General features: G+C 66.7%; 18 protein-coding genes. 9 read left to right on the top strand and 9 right to left on the bottom strand.

The features are described from left to right. Positions 1-30 precede the first annotated feature (30 nt). Positions 31-1224: a serine hydrolase domain-containing protein gene (locus tag ACQR0W_RS09045; protein ID WP_316170044.1), complete on the bottom strand. Its 1194-nt coding sequence runs from the start codon at positions 1222-1224 to the stop codon at positions 31-33. Positions 1225-1564: 340 nt separating this feature from the next. Between ACQR0W_RS09045 and ACQR0W_RS09040 the strand changes: the two genes are divergently transcribed. After that, positions 1565-1885 (top strand): hypothetical protein, encoded by a 321-nt coding sequence (locus tag ACQR0W_RS09040; RefSeq protein ID WP_011942561.1) that lies wholly within the window; start codon positions 1565-1567, stop codon positions 1883-1885. A 152-nt stretch (positions 1886-2037) separates the two neighbouring features. Beyond that, entirely contained in the window at positions 2038-3531 is a 1494-nt protein-coding gene (locus ACQR0W_RS09035; RefSeq protein ID WP_316170045.1) for an NAD-dependent succinate-semialdehyde dehydrogenase, read from the top strand. 28 nt (positions 3532-3559) lie between these two features. Here the strand turns inward: ACQR0W_RS09035 and ACQR0W_RS09030 are convergent, their stop codons facing one another. Then, positions 3560-4162, bottom strand: a complete 603-nt coding sequence (locus ACQR0W_RS09030; RefSeq protein WP_315751795.1) for a hypothetical protein — start codon at positions 4160-4162, stop codon at positions 3560-3562. A 298-nt stretch (positions 4163-4460) separates the two neighbouring features. Between ACQR0W_RS09030 and ACQR0W_RS09025 the strand changes: the two genes are divergently transcribed. From ACQR0W_RS09025 to ACQR0W_RS09010, 4 genes are all read left to right on the top strand, one after another. Continuing rightward, on the top strand, positions 4461-5144 hold the full coding sequence (locus ACQR0W_RS09025) for a phytanoyl-CoA dioxygenase family protein (protein ID WP_315825642.1): 684 nt from the start codon (positions 4461-4463) through the stop codon (positions 5142-5144). Between the two features lie 58 nt (positions 5145-5202). Then, positions 5203-5832: a glutathione S-transferase family protein gene (locus ACQR0W_RS09020; protein WP_316170046.1), complete on the top strand. Its 630-nt coding sequence runs from the start codon at positions 5203-5205 to the stop codon at positions 5830-5832. Positions 5833-5836: 4 nt separating this feature from the next. Next, positions 5837-6505 carry an HAD hydrolase-like protein gene (locus ACQR0W_RS09015; protein WP_316166344.1) on the top strand — a complete coding sequence of 223 codons (669 nt, stop codon included), beginning with the start codon at positions 5837-5839 and terminating at the stop codon, positions 6503-6505. A gap of 121 nt (positions 6506-6626) precedes the next feature. After that, complete coding sequence (locus ACQR0W_RS09010; protein WP_315751798.1) at positions 6627-7304, top strand: nitroreductase; 678 nt, start codon at positions 6627-6629, stop codon at positions 7302-7304. Positions 7305-8481: 1177 nt separating this feature from the next. On the opposite strand, the gene ACQR0W_RS09005 is transcribed toward ACQR0W_RS09010, so the two are convergent. Together ACQR0W_RS09005 and ACQR0W_RS09000 are read right to left on the bottom strand one after the other, a co-directional pair. Next, on the bottom strand, positions 8482-9396 hold the full coding sequence (locus ACQR0W_RS09005; RefSeq protein WP_315715007.1) for a phosphoribosylaminoimidazolesuccinocarboxamide synthase: 915 nt from the start codon (positions 9394-9396) through the stop codon (positions 8482-8484). A 42-nt stretch (positions 9397-9438) separates the two neighbouring features. Beyond that, complete coding sequence (locus ACQR0W_RS09000; RefSeq protein ID WP_315715008.1) at positions 9439-10356, bottom strand: pirin family protein; 918 nt, start codon at positions 10354-10356, stop codon at positions 9439-9441. 140 nt (positions 10357-10496) lie between these two features. On the opposite strand from ACQR0W_RS09000, the gene ACQR0W_RS08995 reads away from it, so the two are divergent. Together ACQR0W_RS08995 and ACQR0W_RS08990 are read left to right on the top strand one after the other, a co-directional pair. Beyond that, positions 10497-11549, top strand: coding sequence for a helix-turn-helix domain-containing protein (locus tag ACQR0W_RS08995; protein ID WP_316170047.1), 1053 nt, complete (start codon positions 10497-10499; stop codon positions 11547-11549). Positions 11550-11690: 141 nt separating this feature from the next. Next, positions 11691-13097 carry a serine hydrolase domain-containing protein gene (locus tag ACQR0W_RS08990; protein WP_316170048.1) on the top strand — a complete coding sequence of 469 codons (1407 nt, stop codon included), beginning with the start codon at positions 11691-11693 and terminating at the stop codon, positions 13095-13097. Between the two features lie 8 nt (positions 13098-13105). On the opposite strand, the gene ACQR0W_RS08985 is transcribed toward ACQR0W_RS08990, so the two are convergent. Then, the gene (locus tag ACQR0W_RS08985; RefSeq protein WP_315825638.1) at positions 13106-14476 is read right to left on the bottom strand and encodes an MmgE/PrpD family protein; all 1371 of its coding nucleotides are present in this window, start codon (positions 14474-14476) and stop codon (positions 13106-13108) included. Positions 14477-14597: 121 nt separating this feature from the next. Here ACQR0W_RS08985 and ACQR0W_RS08980 point away from each other — a divergent pair, with 121 nt between their 5' ends. After that, complete coding sequence (locus ACQR0W_RS08980; protein ID WP_315751809.1) at positions 14598-15740, top strand: FUSC family protein; 1143 nt, start codon at positions 14598-14600, stop codon at positions 15738-15740. 5 nt (positions 15741-15745) lie between these two features. On the opposite strand, the gene ACQR0W_RS08975 is transcribed toward ACQR0W_RS08980, so the two are convergent. The 4 genes from ACQR0W_RS08975 to gyrB all read right to left on the bottom strand — a co-directional run bounded on the left by ACQR0W_RS08975 (position 15746) and on the right by gyrB (position 22425). After that, complete coding sequence (locus ACQR0W_RS08975) at positions 15746-17131, bottom strand: MATE family efflux transporter (protein ID WP_316170049.1); 1386 nt, start codon at positions 17129-17131, stop codon at positions 15746-15748. A 767-nt stretch (positions 17132-17898) separates the two neighbouring features. Further along, the gene (locus ACQR0W_RS08970) at positions 17899-18378 is read right to left on the bottom strand and encodes a DUF2867 domain-containing protein (RefSeq protein ID WP_315751811.1); all 480 of its coding nucleotides are present in this window, start codon (positions 18376-18378) and stop codon (positions 17899-17901) included. Positions 18379-18520: 142 nt separating this feature from the next. Continuing rightward, a complete protein-coding gene (gene murA / locus ACQR0W_RS08965; protein WP_316170050.1) occupies positions 18521-19816 on the bottom strand; it encodes a UDP-N-acetylglucosamine 1-carboxyvinyltransferase in 1296 nt (431 codons plus the stop codon). A gap of 173 nt (positions 19817-19989) precedes the next feature. Continuing rightward, positions 19990-22425 (bottom strand): DNA topoisomerase (ATP-hydrolyzing) subunit B, encoded by a 2436-nt coding sequence (gyrB, locus tag ACQR0W_RS08960; RefSeq protein ID WP_315751813.1) that lies wholly within the window; start codon positions 22423-22425, stop codon positions 19990-19992. Positions 22426-22457: the final 32 nt, after the last annotated feature.

The raw sequence follows: 22457 nt of genomic DNA, 5'->3' as shown, positions 1-22457 counted from the left end.
GCTCGGGGCGGGACTGAGCTATCAATCTGCTCACGCCGCCTTCTGTCCGCCCGCGGCATCGAGCCCGGCATAGACTCCGCGCTCGAAGCCTGCAAAGGTCTCCAGGCACAGCCGGTCGGCGAACGGCAGGAGCTGCATCAGGATCACGCCGGTGACGTCGCGCGAAGGATCGATCCAGTAGTAGGTGTTGGCGAGGCCGGCCCAGGCGAGGCTGCCGGCACTGCGGCCCTCCGGGGTCTGCGCCGTCGTGATCATGAAGCTCAAGCCCCATTTCTTGACGATGTCGGGATAGAGATCGACGTCGTTGGTCACGCCGGGCACCGCCGCGGCCATCTTCGTCATCTCGAGCTCGCCGATATGGTTGTCGCGCATCGCCGCGACCGTCTCGGGCTTGAGCACCTGGTTGCCGTTGCCACGGCCATGGTTGAGGATCATCCGGGTGAAGCGGATGTAGTCGCCGGCCGTGCCGTAGAGCCCGCCGCCTCCCATGTGGAATTCCGGCTCCTGCTCGAGCTCGAACGGGATCGGCGCTAGGCTGCCGTCCTCGCCGCGGGCATGCATGCCGACCAGACGTGCGCGCTGCGACGGACCGAGCTTGAAGCCGGTATCGTCCATGCCGAGCGGCGCGAACAGATGGTCGCGCAAGTACGCGTCGAGCTTCTGGCCGCTGGCGGCCTCGACCGCCTTGCCGACGAAATCGATGTTGATGCCGTATTCCCAGCGCGTGCCCGGATCGGAGGCGAGCGGCAATTTGAGAGCGTCGTTCTTGCAGGTGATGATGCCGGGCGTTCCGGCCTTCTGCACATAGGTGGCCATATCGCCGTTCCACATGTCGTAGCAGAAGCCGGCGGTGTGGGTCATCAGATGGCGCAGCGTGATCGCGGTCTTCGCCGGCCGCAGGATCGGCTCGCCATTGGCGTCGAAACCGTTGAGCACCTTGGGCGCGGCGAGGTCCGGCAGCACCGTGCCGATCGGCGCATCCAGCGACAACCGGCCCTGCTCGACCAGCTGCATCCCGGCCGCGCAGGTGATGGCCTTGGTCATCGAGGCGATCCAGAACACGCTGTCGGTGGTCATCGGGTCGTCGCGGCCGAGGTCGCGCTTGCCGAAGGCGCCTTCGTAGATGATGCCGTTGCTGTCAGCGGCAAAGGCGACGACGCCGGGGATCTCTCCCGCCTCCGCCTTCTGCCGCAGCACGCCGTCGATGTCGGTCTTGTTCTGCATGGTCTCCTCCGTTCCGTTCTTGATGACGGTAGGCGATTGTTTCTCGGGCCGGCCTGGGCAGCAAGGACCGCCGGTCTTACGGCCGGTCGCGATCTCGTGATGATGCGGCGCGAACGAAGCAGGCGGGGACAACAGCGCTGCGGAGGCCACAGCGCTTCAATTTCTCGCCAGAATCATGATTAGTTCCACTCAGTCGCGAGTCCGACACATGGGGCCATGTTCCCACCACGGCCTTGCGACTGTTGTGAGTTGCAACCATTTTTGCATTAAAGGGTTCAAGAACCGGCTTTTTCGAGCCGATGGCATGGCTTTGGCGGCAATGTCCGCCGTTGGGGGCGATATGATTTCAACGTGGAGCGAGTGGAAGCGGTATCCCCGCCCGGGGCGCGGCGACAATATCGAGGCGCCGATCACGCCCGGCATCTACGAAGTGCGCATTGCGGCGACCGGAGCGCTGTATGCGTTCGGCGCGGTCGACAATGTGGCGCAGGCCCTGGCGCTGCTGCCCGTGGGGCAGAAATCATGGTTTGGCCGCCGTGATCCCGCCGCCTTGCCGGACCTGGAATACCGCACCTGCGCGACCTCGACCAAGGCCGACGCCAAGGCGGCGGCGGAGCGCATGATCGGCCGGCGCGAGACCTATATGAGCGGCGCGGCCTGATCCCGGGTCGGCTCGTCAGCATTCAGCATTTGGTGCCGTACAGGCACGGATCGCCGGATCGAATGTACCGTTGAGGAGGCGCACGCGCCGTGCGCCGCCGCCGGGGCGTGGCTATATTCGGACACGATCGCTCGCTTTCGAGGAGTAGCCCGATGACACCGCCCGCCGCCGCCCGTGCCTCCACTGCCGCCCCGAGACTGCGTGACCGCCTGAAGGATCCGTCGCTGCTGCGTGAGCAGTGCTACATCGATGGTGCGTGGGTCGGTACGCCGGTGCTCCCGGTCAACAATCCGGCCACCGGCGCCGAGCTCGCCAAGGTCGCGCAGCTCGGTGCGGCGGAGACCACGCAAGCCGTCGAGGCCGCCGCGCGCGCGTTCCCGTCCTGGGCCCGGCTGACCGCCAAGCAGCGCTCCAATACCTTGCGCAAATGGTTCGAGCTGATCACGGCCAACCGCGAGGACCTCGCGCTGATCCTCACCTCCGAGCAGGGCAAGCCGCTGGCGGAGGCGCTCGGCGAGGTCGATATCGGCGCCGCCTATATCGAGTTCTTCGCCGAGGAGGCGCGTCGCGTCTATGGCGAGACCATCCCGACCCAGAAGCCGGATGCGCGCCTGCTGGCGCTGAAGCAGCCGATCGGCGTCTGCGGCGCCATCACGCCATGGAATTTCCCGAACTCGATGATCACCCGCAAGGTGTCGCCTGCGCTCGCCGCCGGCTGCACCGTGGTGCTGAAGCCGGCCAACGAGACGCCGCTGTCGGCGCTGGCGCTCGCCGTGCTGGCCGAACGCGCCGGGATTCCGGCGGGCGCGCTCAACATCGTCACCGGCGACGCGCCGCCGATCGGCAAAGTGCTGTGCGAGCATCCGTCGGTGCGCTTCATAGGCTTCACCGGCTCGACCGAGGTCGGCAAGATTCTCTATCGCCAGTCGGCCGGCACGGTGAAGAAGCTCGGGCTCGAGCTCGGTGGCAACGCGCCGTTCGTGGTGTTCGACGATGCCGATGTCGATGCGGCTGTCGAAGGCGCCATGGTCTCGAAATATCGCAACATGGGCCAGACCTGCGTCTGCGCCAATCGCCTCTATGCGCAGGACGGCATCTACGACGCCTTCGTCGCGAAGCTCGCCGCCAAGGTCGCGGCGATGAAGATCGGCGAGGGCACCGAGGCCGGCGTGACCCAGGGGCCGCTGATCAACGAAGAGGCGGTTGAGAAGGTCGAACGCCACATCGCCGACGCGGTCAAAGGCGGGGCGACGGTCGTCACCGGCGGCAAGCGCCATGCGCTCGGCCGCACCTTCTTCGAGCCGACCGTACTTCGGGACGTCAAGGCCGACGCGCTGGTCGCGCATGAGGAGACGTTCGGCCCGCTCGCGCCCGTCATTCGCTTCAAGGACGAGGCCGATGTCATCGCGATGTGCAACGCCTCGCCGTTCGGCCTCGCGTCCTACTTCTATGCCCGCGATCTCGGCCGGGTCTGGCGCGTCGCGGAGGCGCTGGAATCAGGCATGGTCGGCGTCAACACCGGTCTGATCACCACCGAGGTCGCGCCGTTCGGCGGCGTGAAGGAGAGCGGCCTCGGGCGCGAAGGCTCGCATCACGGCATCGAGGAATACCTCGAGATCAAATACGTGATGATGGCGGGCGTCTGAGCTCTGGACGCCTGGGCTCAGGCCGAGCTCAAGCAGTCTTGGGCAGCTTGTCCACTGGCACAAGATAGGACTTGTTGCCGACCTGGAAGATGACCTTGCCGCTCTTGCCGTCGGTCGTCGAGATCTGCGACTGACCGAACATGATGACGTTGTTGTAGACGATCCCCGTGCCCTGGCGCGTGACGCCGTTGGTCGTGACGCTGACCTGGGCCTCCTTGCCGCTGACGGACAGCACGCGAAAGCTCGCGCTCTGGCCGTTTTCGCCGTTATAGCCGGCCCAGCTGCCGACCAGATTGCTCTCGTCGGCGGGAGGCGCCTGCTTCTCCAGCATCGCGGTGGCCTTGCCGCCGCCGGCCGAAAACAGCAGCACCGCGTTCTTGCCGTTCTTGGTGCCGAGCGTGACCGCGCCGAAGTCGATGGTCGAGCCGTTGACCTGGCCGATGCCGCGTTCGGTGCGGCCGTTATGGGTGTATTCCACCGTGGCGGCGGCGCCTCTGATGTTGACGACCTTGAAGCTCACGGCCTGGCCGTTGGCCGTCCAACTGCCCTTCCACTCGCCCAGCAGGTTGCTCTGGCGATAGACCCGCTCGTTGGCGGGCGAGATCTGGTTGGTGCTTTGGATGGCGACCATGTGTGCTTCCAAGGAGCTCGACTGCTCGTTTACCCCGTGTGTCGGATCGTTGCAGAGTGTTGCTAACGAGACGTAGGTCGAGGGGGTTAACGAACGGTGAACTGCGGCTACGAGCCGCCCGTTCCGCGCTGCGGCCCATCGTCTCAGCGTCTTCCTGTGGCGACGAATAGCCCTCGGATGAATGCGACGGCGCGAAGCCCCACCGGGCTGCACGGGCGTAAGCGAGCCGCTTGCCCAGACGCGCCGGATCGTCGACCATGACGCGGCGAACCACGACCTCTCAATGTGCGAGCTCACCATGACCGCAGCCTTCACGCGCGTCGGTGTCGGCCAGCTTCCGGACGCGGATGCGCGCCGCCTCGATGCGGACGGTTATCTGCTGCTGCGCGGCGCGATTCCGGCGGACTGGCTCCCGCCGCTGCGCGATGCGTTCGAGGCGGGCACGCTGCCATCCGAGCAATGGCCGGTGCCGCGCGGCCGCGACTGGCGCCACGCGATGGTCGATCTCGATGCCACGGTGCAGCGCGCCTGCCGGCTGCCGGTGATGCTCGCGGCCGTGTCTCACATTCTCAAGGCGCCGTTCTTCCTCGGCCAAGTCGAGGGCCGCGAGCCGCTCGCCGATGGCGGCCAGCAGCCGTTGCATCGCGACGGCGTCGACCGGTTCCGTACCGACGCCGTCTCGGCGCTCGCCTTTCTCGATCCGTTCGGCCCCGACAACGGCGCGACGCGGGTGGCGCCGGGCACGCATCGCCGCGACACGGATGATGCGCAGGCTGCCCCGTTGGTCACGACAGGCGAAGCCGGCGACATCCTGCTGTTCGACGTCAACCTGCTGCACGGCGCGACCCGCAACCGCAGCGGCGCCCGCCGCCGCTCGCTGCTGATCACCTACGCCACCTCGGTGCAGCTCGACGCGTGGCGACGGACCCGCGCCTTGCGTGCGGTGCGCATGGACCAGGACGAAATCTTCGGCGCGGAGTAGCCGCGCCATCCGCGCAGCTTTCAACCTTCCAGCCCAAATCCTGCAGAGGAGGACGCTCATGAGGCTGTACGATTCCGCGACGGCACCAAGCCCGCGCCGCGTACGTATCTTCCTTGCGGAGAAGGGCCTCACGATTCCCACCGTTCAGCTCGACCTGCGCGCCGGCGAGCAGTTCCGGCCGGAATTTCGCGCGCTGAACCCGCAATGCACGGTGCCGGTCCTGCAGCTCGACAGCGGCGCTGCGATCACCGACATCATCGCGATCTGCCGCTACCTCGAGGAGCTGCATCCTGAGCCGGCCCTGATGGGGCGCAGTGCGGAGGAACGCGCGCTGATCGAATGCTGGATGCGGCGGATCGAATGGGATGGCATCTACGCCATCCAGGAAGCGTTCCGGAACAGTGCGCCAGGGTTGGAGAGCCGCGCTCTGCCCGGCCCGTTGCCGCTCGAGCAGATTCCGGCGCTTGCCGAGCGGGGGCGTCTCCGCGCCGCGCACTACTTCGCGTGGCTCGATGCGCGGCTGGCCGATCATGCCTTCGTCGGCGGACCCGACTTCACCATTGCCGACATCAGCGCCATGGTGACGGTGGATTTCGCGGTCCGCGCCAAGCTCGATCCACCGGATCACCTCCACCATCTCGCGCGGTGGTATGGTGTAGTTTCGAGCCGTCCCAGTGCGAAGGCTTGATATGATGAGCCTCGGTCGTCACTCCGTCCTGCTCGACCTCGACGGCACTCTCATCGACTCCCAGCCCGGCATCGCCGCGAGCGCCCTAGTGGCGTTGCGCGCGCTCGGGCATGCACCGGACGACACGCTCGATATCCGCAGTGTCATCGGGCCGCCGCTGCAGGACATGTTGCGGGCGCTGCTGCAGGCGTATGACGACGATCGGGTCGACGAAGCGGTGACCGCCTATCGCCAGCATTACGGCGAGAGCGGACTGTTCGGCAGTGAACTCTATGCCGGCATCCGGGACGCGCTGCACGAGATGCATGGCGCGGGGGTGCGGCTCTATCTCGCGACATCCAAACGGGAGGTGTTTGCGCGCCGCATCCTCGAGCATCTCGATCTCGCGTCGCTGTTCGACGCCATCCACGGCTCGGTGCCGTCAGGTCTGCTGGACCACAAGCCGGAGCTGCTCGCGCATATTCTCACCGAGCGGAATATCGCACCCTCCGACGCGATCATGGTTGGTGACCGCCGCCACGACATTGCCGGCGCCCATGCCGTCAGGATGCGCAGCCTCGGCGTGCTCTGGGGCTATGGCAGCCGCGACGAGCTCGAGTTGGCCGGCGCCGACCGCCTCGTGGAATGTCCGGCCGATCTCGCGCGCACCGTGCTGTCGATGCTGAGGGTCTAGCTCGATCACAACCTCCTGTGTTCGCGACACCCCGATCGGTTCGCGCGTCAACCTTGCACCGGAACCGGAAAGCCGCGAATATTCGCGGCAGGTCAGTTGTCATCACGGGACTATCACACACATGCAGTTCGACGACGTCATCCTCGGCCGCCGCAGCATCCGCGGCTACAAGCCCGATCCGGTGCCGCGGGCGCTGATCGAGGAGATCATCGGGCTTGCGATGCGCGCGCCGTCGTCGATGAACAGCCAGCCCTGGAATTTCTACGTCATCACCGGCGAGCCGCTGAACCGCATCCGCGCCGGCAATACCGAGCGGATGGTCGCCGGCGTCCCGCAGTCGCGTGAATTCCGTATCGGCCAGCCCTTCGCGGGCGCGCATCGCGAGCGCCAGGTGCAGGTCGCCAAGCAGTTGTTCTCCGCCATGGGCATCGCGCGCGACGACAAGGACAAGCGACAGGACTGGGTGCTGCGCGGCTTCCGCCAGTTCGACGCACCGGTCTGCATCATCGTGACCTATGATCGTGCGCTCGATGGCAGCGACGACACGCCGTTCGACTGCGGCGCCGTCACCAATGCGCTGGTCAACGCCGCCTGGTCGCGCGGCCTCGGCGCCGTCATCAACAGCCAGGGCATCATGCAATCGCCCGTGGTGCGCGAGCACGCCGGCATCGCCGACGACCAGGTCATCATGAAGAGCATCGCGCTGGGCTGGCCCGATCACGATTTCCCCGCCAATGCCGTGGTGTCGGAGCGGAAGCCGGTGAAGGAAGCGACGGTGTTCGTGGGGTTCGAGGACTAGACGGGCATCTCGGGGACCGCAGGGAACGACAGACGTCGTGGCTTCGATAGCTCGAAAAATCACAGATGCCTTATTGGATCAGACGGATACTTCTCAAGTCTGGAGAGCTCGTTACCGAGAAGGAGCTCCGTCGCGATGAAAATTATTGCGAAGGTATCTCGCCGGTCGTCGGAGAGGTTCTGACCGTGCACTGTCGCGGGCGGACATTCCGCGCGGAAGTCGTCTGGGGAAACTGGCCCGGACGAGGTCATTCGGCCGATATGGTCGTGCCGCTCCGCGTCAAAGAGATCTAGCAGAAGAAACTCCGGCCAAAAAACGAGCCTGGTCAGGGCGTCATTCGGCGCTGCCGATCGGGGCGAGGAGCACACGTTTTGCGTCAGCTATCGAAAAATTTGACGTCGAATTCCTCTTGCATGATTTTGTTGTTGCTATTTTTCCGAAGTCGTGTTCTTATCCGCGCATCCCGTCCTCATGCAGAGGGGCGTACGCGTCGTCACGATACGTAGAGGCGGGGAGCGGTGGCCGCGTGCCTGTCAGGCGCTCTTGCGCTGACGAACGGCAGCGCGCGGACGGTCAAGCCGTGTGGTCCTGGCGCCCCGATGCTGGCGCCAATCTCGCGATGACGTTCGTGCGTCGTGGCGGGCGACGGGGGCAAACAAGCCGGTCCCCGGGGAGAGTACGGAGCAGCCGTTAAACCCATCGCGCAGGGAGGGCCGGGATGTCTCGGCTGAACCTGTGGTGACCGCCGCGTGCATTTTCTTTCGCACGCGGGCCATGGGGGCGGCCAGCTCCCGGCCTTCCCTGCGCCCTCGCATTTTCAGAGGGCGAGATCGATCAGCATAGCTCGGGCAAGCATGGCCGCGAGATCGACGCAGCGCGTCTCGTTAGCAACTCTCCGATGATCAACGATGCCTTGGCTGATGTGAGCACGCGCCTCGCAGAACGATCAGTTCTCACCTCGTCCCGCTTGCGGGGAGAGGTCGGATTGCATCGAAGATGCAATCCGGGTGACGGGGGCTCTCCGCGAGTCTGGTGTGCATGGAGAGCCCCCCTCACCCCAGCCCTCTCCCCGCAAGCGGGGCGGGGGAGCGCACCGCCGATACGGTACCAGTTCGACTCCCACTCCGAAGAAAATACTGCCTTCGGCTCCGTCATCGCGGCGAGAGACGTGCAGTGCTCAGATCTTCAGCTCGCTGCCCGTCACCCGCCGGAACGCCTCCAGATAGCGCTGGCTGGTCGCATCCACCACGCTCTGCGGCAAGGGCGGTGGGGGGGCGTCGCCGTTCCAGCGGCCGGCACGGCGCTCGGCATCGAGATAGTCGCGCAGCGGCTGCTTGTCGAAGCTCGGCTGCGGCTGGCCCGGCTGATAGGCATCGACGGCCCAGAAGCGCGACGAGTCGGGCGTCATCACCTCGTCGATCAGGATGATGTGACCGTCCTTGTCGCGGCCGAACTCGAACTTGGTGTCGGCGATGATGATGCCCTGCTCGCGCGCCAGCTTTTCACCCAGCGTGTAGACCGCGCGCGTCATGCTCTCCAGCGTATACGCGGTGTCGTCGCCGACCACCTCGCGCATTCGCGCAATGGTGATGTTCTCGTCATGGCCGGTCTCGGCCTTGGTCGCGGGGCTGAAGATCGCGGGGTCGAGCTTCTGGCTCTCGACGAGGCCGGCGGGAAGCTGCTCGCCGGCCAGCGTGCCATGGGCCGCATATTCCTTCCAGGCCGAGCCGGAGAGATAGCCGCGGATCACGCATTCGATCGGGAACACGGTGGTGCGCTTGCACAGCATCGCGCGCCCGAGAATCTCGTCGCGATGCGGCGCCAGCGCTGGCACCTCCGCGATGATCGTGTCGGTGTCGGCCGAGATCATGTGGTGATGCACCACGCCTTCGAGCGCGTTGAACCAGTAGGCCGAGATCTGCGTCAGCACCGCGCCCTTCATCGGGATGGTTTCGTTCATCACGACGTCGAAGGCCGAGATCCGGTCGGTGGTCAGCAGCAGCACGCGGTCGTCGCCGACGGCATAGATGTCGCGGACCTTGCCGCGGCCGATCTTCGGGAGCGGCAGATTGCTGGCGAGAAGCGTGGTCATCGTGCAGAGCCTTCGAAACGGGAGCGTTGCGACCGCAATAGCCTATTCCGGCAGCGGAATGAACTCGTGCTCCTGCGGAACGGCGGCGAAGCGGCCGGTTTTCCAGTCCTGCTTGGCCTGCTCGATGCGCTCCTTGCTGGAGGAGACGAAATTCCACCACACGTGCCGCGGCCCTTCCAGGGCGTCGCCGCCAAGGAACATCATCCGGGTCGGCTTCACCGTGCGCACGCTGATGGCGTCGCCCGGGCGGAAGATCAGGAGCCGCGGGCCCTCGTGGCGCTCGCGCGCGATCTCGACCTCGCCATCGACGATGTAGATGGCGCGCTCCTCGTGATCGGGATCGAGCGGCACCACCGTGCCGGCCTGCGCCGTGACCTCGACATAGAACCAGGGCGAGACCATCGTCACCGGCGAGGCCGCGCCGAACGCCTTGCCGGCAATGACGCGCGCGGAGAAGCCGGTGTCGCTGACCGTCGGCAGCGCGTCCGCCGCGTAGTGCTGGAAGCTCGGCGCGATCTCTTCCGATTCGACCGGCAGAGCGATCCAGCTCTGCAGGCCCAGCATCTTCTGCCCGTTCTGCCGCTGCAGGTCGGGCGTGCGCTCGGAATGGGCGATGCCGCGGCCCGCCGTCATCAGGTTCATCGCGCCGGGCTGGATCTCCCGCACGTTGCCCTCGCTGTCGCGATGCATGATGGCGCCGTCGAACAGATAGGTGACGGTGGCAAGCCCGATATGCGGATGCGGCCGCACGTCCATGCCCTTGCCGGACATGAACTGCACCGGGCCGAAATGATCGAAGAAGATGAACGGGCCGACCATCTGGCGTCGGCCGTGCGGCAGCGCGCGGCGCACCGCAAAACCGTCGCCGAGATCGCGGGTGCGCGGCACGATGACGTGCTCCAGCGCATCGCACGAGGTGGGATCGCCGAACTCGGGATCGATCGATGGCTGCCAGCTCATGGGGCGCTCCTGCAATGTGGTCGCGCGAGCTTAGCAGCTTCACGAAGGCGAGGGCAGGGCACGAGGTCGCGGCATCCGCGCGATTTGAACGAAGCGAAGCTCCGGCCTAGAGTTCCGGCGCTGACAACGGACCCGTGACGATGACGCTCGAAAGCCTCGATCTCGCGCTTCGCGCCGCCGCCATCGCGCTGCTGGCCGTGCTCGCCGTCGCGCTGGGACGCGATCTCGGCAGGCAATGGCGCGGCCGGCTCGCGATCGCGCTGGCGCTGGGCTCGGCCGCGCATGCCGCGACCTTCAACATCGGCGGCACGGCCGCGCCATCGCTCGCTTCCGCGCCGCTGATTGCGGTGGCGACCGCCGATATCGTCGTGCTCTGGCTGTTCTGCCGCGCGCTGTTCGACGACGGCTTTGCGTTGCGTTGGCTGCACGGCCTGATCTGGCTCGCGGTGTTCGGCTTCAGCCTGCTGAGCTGTCTCGTGCTGGGGCCTGCCGGACATGGACGGCTCGTGATCGTCGCCAATAATGTGCTGGCTCTCGGCTTCCTCGGCCTGACCTTGGCGCAGACCATCCGTTCCTGGGCGGCGGATCTCGTCGAGGGACGGCGGCGCATCCGCGCCTTCGTCGTGATCGCGGCGCTGTCCTACGGTGGCGTCAATGCGCTGCTGCAGATGGCGTCCGCCGGCCGGGGCCCGTCGGAGCTCGCCAATGTGGTCAACGCGGCGATGTTCTTGGCCGTGGTCGGCGCCGTTGCGCTGATGCTGCTCAAGGTCGGTGCCGGCGATGTGCTCGCGCCGGAGGCGCCACCGGCCGCGGCGCTCGAAGCGGTGGCTCCGAAAGCCGCCGACCGCAGGTTGGTGGACGCGCTGATGCGGCTGATGGCGGACGAGCGGGTTTATCGTCAGGAGAACGTCACGATCGGCATGCTGGCGACGAAGCTCTCCATTCCTGAATACCGGCTGCGGCGGCTGATCAATGGCGAGCTCGGCTACCGCAACTTCAACACCTTCCTCAACGCCCACCGCATCGAGGAGGCCAAGGCCGCGCTCGCCGATCCCGCCCAGGCCGAGGTGCCCGTGATCACCATCGCGATGGACGCTGGGTTCCAGTCGCTTGGGCCCTTCAACCGCGCCTTCAAGGCGGTGACCGGGGTGACGCCGACCGAATACCGGCGCATGAGGCTGTCGGCGGCGTGATCTGTTCAGCCTTGAAACTGCAGAGGAATTCCAGAATCGGCGAGATCCCGGCGATTCTCGGCTGGGATGATTTCCGAAATCGGCGAGCGTCCGGGCCGCAGCCGCAGTCTGGTCCGGCAGATCCAACTGCCGGAGCTCCTCATGACCAGACGTCGCCTGCTGCTTGCCCTCGTTGCCACCACCGCGCTGACCGCCCTGGCGGTCGGCGGCGCCCGCGCCCGCGATGTGCCGAAGGTGGCAACCGGCTTCATCGCCAGCCTCCTGTGCTCGGAGACCTTCGTCTCCGGTCTCGACCCGGACCGCACGCTCTCCGAGACCCGGGCCGCGATGCCCGGCGCCGGCCTGCTGAGCTGGGCGATGGACGTCCGCGTCGATCGCGCCGCCAAGGACGTCACCGTGACGCTGCTCGGGATCGGGCAGAGCCGGGCAGTGTATCGCGACGGGCTCGGCTGCCACATGGACCATGGCGAAGCGGCGGATTGGCCGGCCATCCGGCCCGCTGCGCCAACCCCCGCCTTGCTGCCCGACATCGCTCCGCCACGCGTCGTCGCGCCGGTCACTCCGGCCCTCGCGGCAGCGCTGGATCGCGCCTTTGCCGAGCCGGACTCGCCGCCGTTCCGGCATACCCATGCTGTCCTGGTGATGAAGGACGGCAAGGTGATCGCCGAGCGCTACGCCCAGGGCTTCACGCTCGACACGCCGCTGCTCGGCTTCTCTGCGACCAAGTCAATGACCGCGACCTTGATCGGCATTCTCGTCCGCCAGGGCAAGCTCGCGCTGCATACGCCCGCGCCCATCGCGGCGTGGCGGGACGACAAAGATCCGCGCCACGCCATCACCGTCGATCACCTCTTGCGCCACACCGCAGGCCTCGCGCTCGGCAGCTCGCTGCAGGCCTCGCTGTTCTCTGTGCTCGAGCCTGTCAACCGCATGAAATTCGTCGAAACGGACCGCGCCGCCTTCGCCGAAACCATGCCGCTCGAAACCACGCCGGGCGCGGTCAGCAATTATCACGACGGCAACACCGTCATCCTCTCTCATCTCATCCGCGACGCCGTCGGCGGCAGCGCTGCGGATGTGCTGCGCTTTGCGCATCGCGAGCTGTTCGATCCGCTCGGCATGACCAGCGTCACCCTCGAATTCGATGCCGCCGGCACACCGGAGGGATCGAGCCAGATGCTGGCCTCGGCGCGCGACTGGGCGCGGCTCGGCCAGCTCTATCTCGACGACGGCGTCGTCGCCGGCCGGCGCATCCTGCCCGCGGGCTGGGTCGCGTATGTCAGCGCGCCGACGCCCGGCGCGTTCGTCGGCCTCGGCGCCGGCTTCTGGACCAACAGTGGCGACAGCTTTGGCGCCAACTACCGCACCTCCCATGGCTGGCCGCGCGACGCGTTCTTCGCCAAGGGCACGCTCGGCCAATATGTCATCGTCGTCCCGTCGGAGCGTCTCGTCATCACGCGTTTCGGCCGCACCGTGAACTGGCCGCCGGAGGCCGATGGCGTCGCGCAGCTCGTGAGCGACGTGATCGCGGCGACGCAGGGAGAATGACGCATGCGTTATGCTCTTCCCAAAGCGGTGGCCTGCTCGACACGTTCGAATCGCTCCAGCGACAGGATCGCGTCGGCGAAGCTCTGTGCCCGGCTGCTCAGCACTGGCCGCGCCAGCGTCAGAAACTTGTCGCTCATCGCCTGTGCTGTCGGGAACGAGGTCGGCTCGCCGGAGGGATCGTCGTGCAGCCGCTCGTGCACGCCATCCGCGGTGGTGATGGTGACGCGCGCGCCGAACGGATGGCTGCGGCCGATCTCCAATTTGTCGTCCTGCACGACGTCGAACTTGTCGGCCAGCGCATTGATCGCGGCGTCACCAAGGCGCGTGTAGTCGTCCCAGCCGAAGCGGCCCTGGTCGAGCGCGAGCGCGCCGGTGAAGAACATCGAGAACTGGCCGCCGACGATCGAGGTCGGATGGCGCTTGGTGGCGGCATCGCCCGTCAGGGTGATGCCGTTGCGATGCAGGCCGATCTCGACGCGCTTGACCTGGTCCGGAGTCAGATTGTGCTCGCGGCGGAGCGCGATGATGGCGTCGATCGCAGCATGGGTATAGCGGCAGCTCGGATACGGCTTCACGCCGATCTTCATCGTCTCATAGGTGGAGCCGAGCCCCGCGACCGCCTTGTCGTGATGCGGCGTGTCGGTGTAGCCGACGAGGAGGCCGTGCTTGCCCTCGACGGATTCGATCGCGCCGACGAAGTCGTTCTTGGCGAGCGTCGCCGCGATCACGCCGTTCATCGCCGACGCCCCGACCTGATAGCGCTTGTTCCAGGCGCCGTTGACGAGAAACTGCAGCGAGCCCGCGGCCTGGCTGCCGGACACGCCGAAGGCGTAGATCAACTGCTGCTCCGACAGGCCGAACAGCTTGCCGGCCGCGGCCGCCGCGCCATAGGTGCCGGCGGTCGCGGTCGGGTGGAAGCCGCGGGCATAATGCGAGGTCGGATCGAGCGCGTTGCCGAGCCGGCAGCACACCTCGTAACCGGCGACGATCGCGGTCAGGACCTCGCGGCCCGAGGCGCCGACCATCTCGCCGACGGCGAAGGCGGCCGGCACCACCGGCGCGCTCGGATGCAGCGAGGAATCGGCGTGGGTATCGTCGAAGTCGAGCGAATGGCCCATCGTGCCGTTGAGCAGCGCCGCCACCGCCGGCGTCCAGGTTCTGTCATCGCCGAATACGGTCGCCTCGCCCGCTGCATCGAGCTTCAGCGCCGCCAGCATCTTCACCACCGACGGCGTCGATTCCGCCTCGCGCCGGGCCCGGATGGCGCTGCCGAGGAAGTCGAGCGTCAGCACCTTGGCGCGGTCGAGCACCTCGGGCGGGATATCGTCATATTTCAGCTCCGCGACATAGGCGGCGAGCGTTGCGGTTTCCTGGGCCATCGTGTTTCCTCGCATCGTTGCAATGACCGTAGGCAAGCCGATTCCGCCTTTCAAGCCGGTTCGGCCCGGTGGGGAGCTGCCATGCCGCGATCGCGCTGGTGCTTTTCGAGGTGAGCGACTGATGGTGTCCTTGAAACGGCTGTTCGGCCGGTTGCGCGCCCGCAAGGCGCCGATGTCGCTGGCGGTCCGCGGCACGGTGGCGGCGACGCTTGCCTTCGCGATCGCCACGGCCTTCCACCTGAAGCTGCCGCTGTGGGCGGTGCTGACCTCGCTGATTGTGACGCAAGGCAGCGTCGGGCGCTCGCTGAAGGCAACGCGCGACTACATGTTCGGTACCATCGGCGGTGCGATCTATGGCGGCGCCATCACGGTCTTCATCCCGCATTCGGGCGAGCTGCAACTGCTCGGCATGCTGATCCTGGCGGTGACGCCGCTCGCCTTCATCGCCGCGATCAATCCAAGTCTCAACGCGGCGACGGTGACGGCCGTGATCGTGCTGCTGGTGCCCACGATGGGCCATCTCGATCCGCTGGGATCGGCGATCGACCGTGTGTTCGAGGTCGCGGTCGGCGCGCTGACCGGGCTCGCCGTTTCGTTCATCGTGCTGCCGTCGCGCGCGCATGTGCAGATGCGTAGCGCGGCGGGGCGTCTGCTCGAACTGATCGCAGCCGCCTTCACCGAGCTGCTGGCCGGCCTGTCGCGCGGCCGCGACAACGACGCGCTGCATCGGATCCAGGACGGCATCGGTACCGCGCTCACCGAATTGAATGCGACAGGAGCGGAGGCCGAGCGGGAGCGCTCGGCGCGGCTGTCCTCCGGCGCCGATACCGGCCCACTGCTGCGGACGATCCTGCGCCTGCGCCACGACGTCGTGATGATCGGCCGTGCCAGCGTGGTGCCGCTGCCATCCGAGCTGCAGGCGCGCTTGTCGGGACCGGTGGCGCGCGTCAGCGATGCCATCGCGAGCTATCTGCGCGGCTGTGCCGCAGCCATCCGCAACGGTTCCGGCCCGCCGGCGATCTGGCCGATCCACGTCGCGGTGAAGGCCTATGCGGAAGAGGTCGCCGCCGTCCGCAGCGACGGTCTCACGCGGGGCCTGCCGGGTGACGCCGCCGAGCGCTTCTTCGCGCTCGGCTTCTCGCTGGAGCAGATGCGCCAGAACCTGATCGACCTCGAGCGCGTCGTTGCCGAATGGGCGGGCGCGTCGACCGGGAAACCGCATCGACCGGAGCGCGACGAGACGCCGGATACAGCGGGGGCCTGATCTCCTCATCGCGACAACCGCAGGAAGCGCAGCACCAGCAGGGCTGCATAGATGGCGGTGCCGATCGACAGGCCGATCCAGATCCCGGTCGCGCCGAGCGCGGTGTGGAAGGCGAGTGCATAGGAGGCGGGAAAGCCGATCAGCCAGTAGCCGAGCACGGCGAGCAGCAGCGGGATGCGCGTGTCCTTGATGCCGCGCAGCGCGCCGACCGCGATCGTTTGCAACGCATCGGTGATGAAGAAGGTCGTGCCGATGAGAAGCAGCATGGCGGCGAGCGTCGCCGTCGCTTCCGCATCGGCGAGGCCGGCGCCGAGGAACAGCTGCACGATGTCATGGCGGGCAATGACGATGCCGAGCGTGAACAGCATTGCGAGACCTAGGCCGAGCGACATTGCCATCAGTCCGGCGCGACGGACTCCGGCCGCATCGTTACGTCCGGCGGCGTGGCCGACGCGCACGGTCGCAGCCATGCTGATGCCGAACGGCACCATGAACAGGATCGCCGTGATCTGCAGCGCGATCTGATGCGCGGCGAGAGCGGCCGTGCTGATCAGCCCCATCAGGATCGCCGCCGCCGAGAACAGGCCATATTCGAGCAGGAACGACAGCGAGATCGGAGCGCCGATGATCAGGAGCTGCCGCATCAGCCGCCAGTCGATGCGCCCGAGCCGGGCCAGGACATGATAGTCGCGGAACGGCGGGCGCAACGCGGCGAACCACAGACCGGCAAGAAACGTTCCGAGGTTGACGGTCGAGGTGGCGAGGCCGACGCCGGTCAGGCCGAGCTGCGGAAAACCCCAGTGGCCGTAGAGCAGCGGATAGACCAGCAGCGCGTTGAGCGGGATCGCGGCCAGGGTGATCCAAAGCACCGGCTCGGGGCGGTTGACGGCGCCCATGAAGCTGCGCAGCGCCAGGAACCACAGCATCGGCGCGATCCCCCAGGCGAGACCGGCGAGATAGTCCTGCGCGAGATGCGCCACGTCCGGCGCCTGTCCGAGTGCGAGCAGGATGATCTCGCCGTTCAGCGCGATCAGCATGATCGGCAACGCGATGAACAGCCCGGCCCACAGCCCGACACGCAGCGCGCGCCGGACCAGCCCGGCGTCGGCCGCCCCGAACGCCTGCGCGGCGAGCGGTGCCACCGCCGACATCAGACCCATGCCGAAGGTGGAGCCGACGAAGTAGACGGTGCCCGCTAACGCCGCCGCTGCAACCGCATCGCCGCCGAGCCGGCCGATGAAGGCGAGATCGGTCGACATCATCGCGATCTGCGACAGCTGCGTCAGCGCCATCGGCGCGGCCAGGCGGACCGTCTCCCAGAGTTCGAGGGCGAGAGAAGATGTCGGCGCGGCCGGCGGCGGCGCGTGGTCGGTTCCAGCTGTCGAGGTCATGATCGAGGCTATAGCAGTCCCCGCAGTGACGTGCACATCACGCCGTCGTCGTCCTGGGCGGTGCGAGACGAGAGCGTCGCGGCAACGTCATCGTTGGAGCTTGGGTTCGCGATGGAGGTCGAGAACTGCTCTCGTGCCAAACCAGATCGGATCGGACGGCCACACGCGTTCCCGCGGCACGCCGTGCCCGGGTGATGCTCGATTTGCTCCCCTCGAACAGGAAGAGGGGCAGGGAAGGCCGGGTGCTTGACCACACCCATGGCCCGCCTGCAAAAGAAGTAGCAGGCGGCAGTCACCACAGGTGGGCCGCACATCCGGCCTTCCCTGCGCCATGGTTGGAACGGCTTATACGTACTCTCCCCGGGGACCGGGCTTGTTTGCCCCCGTCACCTGCGGATCGCCCGCCGGCTTGACCTCAGCATCGGGAGGCCAGGACCATACGATTTCGCCGTATGCGACAGCCCCTTCGTCCACGCGCCAGCCTCGAGGAAACCCCAAGTGCGCGCTGTGAGCCGCCGCATCCATCGCATCCCACCCTCAACGGTCCGTGACGATCGCGAAGCGCCCCTCTCATGAGGACGGGACGGGTGCATTGTTTCTGATTTTCGAAATAGAAGCAAGCGAAAAATTCTGAAAACCGGCAAGACGCAACGTGGTGGCTCGGCTGGGCTGCCGCGCGGTTCGATGCGTTCTCCGTCATTGCTTGCGGAGTATTCAATCCGGGGACGGAGAGCCGGCGCGGCGGCGGGTCGAAGACTTGCGCGGAATCAGGCGGCCGTTGCGACCTGCCGGAGCATCGCCTTCACGACGAGGCGGTGAAACGGCTTTATCACGGCGAGATAGACGCGGCCGAGAGCGTTGTGGGTCTGCACCAGAGTGCTCGCTGTTACTTGCGTGGTCGCGCGATGAGAGACCACGTCGACCAGGACACGAAAATCCAGATGCTTGTCGTCGAAGCCGAGCACGATTCGTTGCGGCGTTTCGTCCACGACAGGAAACATCCCGATCAGAGGACGTGGGTTGCCTGGGTCCGCGCCCGAGGTCTTCAGACCGAAGGGTCTGACCAGCAGGTTACGGAGCTTCAGGAGCGCCGCCATCCACCAGGGCGCGTGACCGAGCATGCGCTCGGCCGCCGTGCGGGCATCGATGGCCGGCTCGTCAATCGCGATGCGAAATGCATCAGCGAACTCCGCGCCGGCGAGCCATCTGGTACGGTCGACGTTGGGAGTGATCTCGCTGATGGCCATGTGCAATGAGCCTCACATGTCACGGTTGTTCCCGCGCTGTGCGCGATACGAAGCATCATCGCACACGGATGTCCGCGAAGCCAGCACGCGAATGCCATAGCGCTGCTCGCAATGACGGCGGAGAGATCCTGCGCGAATAGCGCTACCGTCCGCGTTCCGGAACGCGCGTGATCTTGGCGCCCAGCGCATTCAGCCGCTCGTCGATGCGTTCGTAGCCGCGCTCGATCTGGTCGGCATTGTCGATATACGAGGTCCCCTCGGCGCACAGCGCGGCCAGCAGCATGGCCATGCCGGCGCGGATGTCGGGGGAGACGACGCGGGCGCCGCGCAGGCGGCTCGGGCCGGCGACGATGGCGCGGTGCGGGTCGCACAGCACGATGCGCGCGCCCATCGAGATCAGCTTGTCGACGAAGAACATCCGTGACTCGAACATCTTCTCGAACATCAGGATCACGCCCTCGCATTGCGTGGCGGTGACGAGTGCGATCGACATCAGGTCGGCGGGAAAGGCCGGCCAGGGCTGGTCCTCCAGCTTCGGCACGTGGCCGCCGAAATCGTCCTTGATCCGCAGCGTCTGCTCCGAGGGCACGATGAGATCGTCGCCGGCAACCTCGCAGACGATGCCGAGCCGCTCGAAGCCCATGCGGATCGAGCGTAGATGCTCGGTGCCGGCGCGCACGATGCGTAAGGGAGAGCGCGTCACCGCGGCGAGCCCGATCAGCGAGCCGACCTCGATGTGATCGGGCTGGATCGAGTAGCTCGCCTGGCCCAGCGTGCTGGCGCCATGGATCACCATCGTGTTGGTGCCGATGCCCTCGATGTTGGCCCCGAGCGCGACCAGGAAATGGGCGAGATCCTGGACGTGCGGCTCGGAGGCGGCGTTGCGCAAGTAAGTCGTGCCATGCGCGGCCACCGCGGCCACCAACGCGTTCTCGGTCGCGGTGACACTGGGCTCGTCCAGGAAGACGTCGGCGCCCTTGAGGCCGGAGGCGCGCAGCTCGATCCTGTCGGTCGCGGTGACGGTGGCGCCGAGCTGCTCGAAGGCGAGGAAATGGGTGTCGAGGCGGCGGCGGCCGATGACGTCGCCGCCTGGCGGCGGCAGCGCCACTTCGCCGCAGCGGGCGAGCAGGGGCCCTGCCAGCAGGATCGACGCGCGGATGCGCGCGCAGAGGTCCGGATCGAGGTCCGCGGCGCGGATCTCCTTGGCATGGATCGTGAGCCTGTTCCGGCCGCGCCATTCGGCGGAGGCGCCGACCGAGCGCACCAGCTCGACCAGCGTCTCGGTGTCGCGGATGCGCGGCACGTTGTCGAGCGTGACCGGATGCTCGGTCAGCAGCGCGGCGGCGATGATCGGCAGCGCGGCGTTCTTGTTGCCGGACGGCTCGATCGCGCCCTTGAGCCGGTGACCCCCCTCGACGATGTATTGAATGGGCGCCATGCGCGAAAAGTCCGTTCTGAGATGGTGATTCGCCCGGGGACCGGCGAAAGCGGAACATCGATCTTCAACGGAATTAACACGGAAGGGATGGGCAGGCCACTGCTCCGCAGACTCAGGGTGCGCCTGGTCGTCTATCGCGCCAGTGCGGAGTATCCTCGGGCTGGACGTCGCGACTACACGTCCACGTTGGCCGACAGCGAGTTGTCCTGGATGAACTCGCGGCGCGGCTCGACCACGTCACCCATCAGCTTGGTGAAGATGTCGTCGGCCTCGTCGACCTCCTTGACCTTCACCTGGAGCAGCGTACGGGCCTCGGTGTCGAGCGTGGTCTCCCAGAGCTGTTGCGGGTTCATCTCGCCGAGGCCTTTGTAACGCTGCATGTTGATGCCCTTGCGGCCGGCATCGGTGACCGCCTCGAACAAATCGACCGGGCCATGGATCACGGTCTGGACGTCGCCACGGCGCAAGGCGCCGGGCTTCGCATAGGCCTCTTGCAGGCGGGCCGCATATTCGTCCAGCTTGCGGGCATCGACGGACGCGAGCAATGCGTCGTCGATGACGGCGACGTCCTTGACGCCCCGCACGGTGCGCTCGAAGGTGAAGCCCTGGCCCTCGACGAAGTGGCCGATCCAGCCGCGCTCGACCTCGTCGGCCAGCACGTCGAGCCGTTTTGCGATGTAGGCGGCCGCGGCGTCCGCCGTCGGGATGTCGCGGGTGATGTCCGGGCGCAGCACGCCGGCGATCGCGGCCTGCTCGACGACCTTGCGGTCGTAGCGCGTGTGCAGGTTGCGCAGGATGTTGCGGACGAGACGCGCTTCCTCGACCAGCGCCAGGAGGTCACGCCCCTTGCGCTCCTCGCCTTCCGCCGTCTTGAACACGCAATCGTCGAGGCCGGTGCCGATCAAATAGTCCTCGAGCGCGCGCTCGTCCTTCAAATACTGCTCGGACTTGCCGCGCGTGACTTTGTAGAGCGGCGGCTGGGCGATGTAGAGGTGGCCGCGATCGATGATCTCGCGCATCTGCCGGTAGAAGAAGGTCAGCAGCAGAGTGCGGATGTGGGCGCCGTCGACGTCGGCGTCCGTCATCACGATGATCTTGTGATAGCGCAGCTTGTCGATCGAGAACTCGTCGCTGATGCCGGTGCCGAGCGCGGTGATCAGGGTGCCGATCTGCTCGCTCGACAGCATCTTGTCGGGGCGCACGCGCTCGACGTTGAGGATCTTGCCGCGCAGCGGCAGCACCGCCTGGAACTCGCGGTTGCGGCCCTGCTTGGCGCTGCCGCCGGCCGAGTCACCCTCGACGATGAAGAGCTCGGACTTGGCCGGATCCTTCTCCTGGCAGTCGGCGAGCTTGCCGGGCAGCGAGGAGACGCTGAGCGGGCTCTTGCGGGTCAGCTCGCGCGCCTTGCGCGCGGCCTCGCGTGCCGCCGCGGCCTGGATCACCTTGCCGACGATGGTCTTGGCCTCGCCCGGATGCTCCTCGAACCAGGCCGCGAGCGCCTCGTTCAGAACGTTCTCGACCACGGGACGCACTTCCGAGGACACCAGCTTGTCCTTGGTCTGCGACGAGAATTTCGGATCCGGCACCTTCACGGAAAGAACGGCGGTGAGACCCTCGCGACAGTCGTCGCCGGTCAGCGCGATCTTCTCCTTCTTCGCATTGGCCTCGGCGTAACCGTTGACCTGGCGCGTCAGCGCGCCGCGGAAGCCGGCGAGATGGGTGCCGCCGTCACGCTGCGGGATGTTGTTGGTGAAGCACAGCACGTTCTCATGATAGCTGTCGTTCCACCACAGCGCAGCTTCCACCGTGATGCCGTTGACCTCCGAGCGCACCATGATCGGCGCCGGAACGATCGCCTTCTTGTTGCGGTCGAGATATTTGACGAACTCCTCGACGCCGCCGTCGTAATGCATCTCCTCGCGCTTCTCGACCGCGTGGCGCATGTCGGAGAGCACGATGTTGACGCCGGAATTGAGGAAGGCGAGCTCGCGCAGGCGATGCTCGAGCGTCGCGTAGTCGTATTCGACGTTCTTGAAGGTCTCCGTCGAGGCCAGGAACGTCACCTCGGTGCCGCGCTTGCCCTTGGCCTCGCCAACCACTTTCAGCGGCGCAATCGCGTCGCCATGGGCGAACTCGATGAGATGCTCCTTGTCGTCGCGCCAGACCCGAAGCTGCAGCTTGCTCGACAGCGCGTTGACGACCGAGACGCCGACGCCGTGCAGTCCGCCGGACACCTTGTAGGAGTTCTGGTCGAACTTTCCGCCGGCGTGCAGCTGGGTCATGATGACCTCGGCGGCGGACACACCTTCGCCCTTGTGAATGTCCACGGGAATGCCGCGGCCGTCGTCGCGCACGGTGACCGAATTGTCCGGATTGAGCACCACCTCGACCGCAGTGGCGTGACCAGCCAGCGCCTCGTCGATCGCGTTGTCGACGACTTCGTAGACCATGTGATGCAGGCCGGAGCCGTCATCGGTATCGCCGATATACATGCCCGGGCGCTTGCGCACGGCATCCAGGCCCTTCAACACCCGGATCGATTCTGCGCCGTATTCGTTCGCGGTTGCAGGCTCGTTGTCGGCGATGGTTTGCCGGGCGGGTTCGGTCATGTGGGGCCTTCGGAAGGGGTGGTCGAATCGGC

Source organism: Bradyrhizobium sp. HKCCYLRH1034, assembly GCF_051168375.1.
In the GTDB taxonomy this organism is placed as follows: domain Bacteria; phylum Pseudomonadota; class Alphaproteobacteria; order Rhizobiales; family Xanthobacteraceae; genus Bradyrhizobium.
Note: the sequence above shows the minus strand (reverse complement) of the source record. Positions and strands in the feature narration are given on the sequence as shown.